Below are 1,864 nucleotides of genomic sequence, written 5' to 3'. Positions count from 1 at the left end.
GGGTGGGTAGGGGAGCGTCGTGCAGCCGGGGAAGCGCCGGAGTGATCCAGGTGTGGAGGCTGCGCGAGTGAGAATGCAGGCATGAGTAGCGAAAGACGAGTGAGAAACTCGTCCGCCGAATGACCAAGGGTTCCTGGGCCAGGTTAATCCGCCCAGGGTGAGTCGGGACCTAAGGCGAGGCCGACAGGCGTAGTCGATGGACAACGGGTTGATATTCCCGTACCCGTGTGAACGCGCCCCTGGTGAATCATCGGTACTAACCGTCCAAAGGGTGATCGAGTTCCTTCGGGAGCCGAGAGCCTGCTGCACGGGACCTTCGGTGGTAGTAGCCAAGCGATGGGGTGACGCAGGAAGGTAGTGGGGCCGGTCAGTGGTTGTACCGGTGTAAGCCCGTAGGGCGTGACACAGGCAAATCCGTGTCGCACAAAGCCTGAGAGGTGATGCGTAGCCGAATGAGGCGAATTCCATGATCCTATGCTGCCGAGAAAAGCCTCTAGCGAGCTTTCACACGGCCCGTACCCCAAACCGACACAGGTGGTCAGGTAGAGAATACCGAGGCGATCGAGAGAACTGTGGTTAAGGAACTCGGCAAAATGCCCCCGTAACTTCGGGAGAAGGGGGACCAGTCCCGGTGACCGGACTTGCTCCGTGAGCCGGGGGTGGTCGCAGAGACCAGAGAGAAGCGACTGTTTACTAAAAACACAGGTCCGTGCGAAGTCGTAAGACGAGGTATACGGACTGACGCCTGCCCGGTGCTGGAAGGTTAAGAGGACCGGTCAGCGGAGTTCACTCCGCGAAGCTGAGAATTTAAGCCCCAGTAAACGGCGGTGGTAACTATAACCATCCTAAGGTAGCGAAATTCCTTGTCGGGTAAGTTCCGACCTGCACGAATGGCGTAACGACTTCTCTGCTGTCTCAACCACAGACTCGGCGAAATTGCACTACGAGTAAAGATGCTCGTTACGCGCGGCAGGACGAAAAGACCCCGGGACCTTCACTACAGCTTGGTATTGGTGTTCGGTTCGGTTTGTGTAGGATAGGTGGGAGACTGGGAAGCCCGCACGCCAGTGTGGGTGGAGTCGTTGTTGAAATACCACTCTGATCGTATTGGACCTCTAACCTCGGACCCTGATCGGGTTCAGGGACAGTGCCTGGTGGGTAGTTTAACTGGGGCGGTTGCCTCCCAAAATGTAACGGAGGCGCCCAAAGGTTCCCTCAGCCTGGTTGGCAATCAGGTGTCGAGTGCAAGTGCACAAGGGAGCTTGACTGTGAGACCGACAGGTCGAGCAGGGACGAAAGTCGGGACTAGTGATCCGGCACCGGCATGTGGAAGCGGTGTCGCTCAACGGATAAAAGGTACCCCGGGGATAACAGGCTGATCTTCCCCAAGAGTCCATATCGACGGGATGGTTTGGCACCTCGATGTCGGCTCGTCGCATCCTGGGGCTGGAGTAGGTCCCAAGGGTTGGGCTGTTCGCCCATTAAAGCGGCACGCGAGCTGGGTTTAGAACGTCGTGAGACAGTTCGGTCTCTATCCGCCGCGCGCGTTAGAAACTTGAGGAAGGCTGTCCCTAGTACGAGAGGACCGGGACGGACGAACCTCTGGTGTGCCAGTTGTCCCGCCAGGGGCACGGCTGGTTGGCTACGTTCGGAAGGGATAACCGCTGAAAGCATCTAAGCGGGAAGCCTGTTCCAAGATGAGGTTTCTCACCCCCTCGAGGGGGTAAGGCCCCCGGCAGACCACCGGGTTGATAGGCCGGAACTGGAAGTGCGGTAACGCATGCAGGTGACCGGTACTAATAGGCCGAGGACTTACCACAAAGAAGCTACGCGTCCACTGTGCGGTATCTGAAACAACACACTC

General features: G+C 57.9%; 1 rRNA gene. It reads left to right on the top strand.

Going from position 1 to position 1,864, the window contains the following annotated elements:
* Positions 1-1,820, top strand: a 23S ribosomal RNA gene (locus tag CQZ88_RS01715); the annotation flags it as partial.
* Positions 1,821-1,864: the final 44 nt, after the last annotated feature.

The organism is Rhodococcus sp. ENV425 (genome assembly GCF_002887785.1).
GTDB lineage: Bacteria > Actinomycetota > Actinomycetes > Mycobacteriales > Mycobacteriaceae > Rhodococcus > Rhodococcus aetherivorans.
This window is presented reverse-complemented; position numbering and strand designations above follow the sequence as displayed.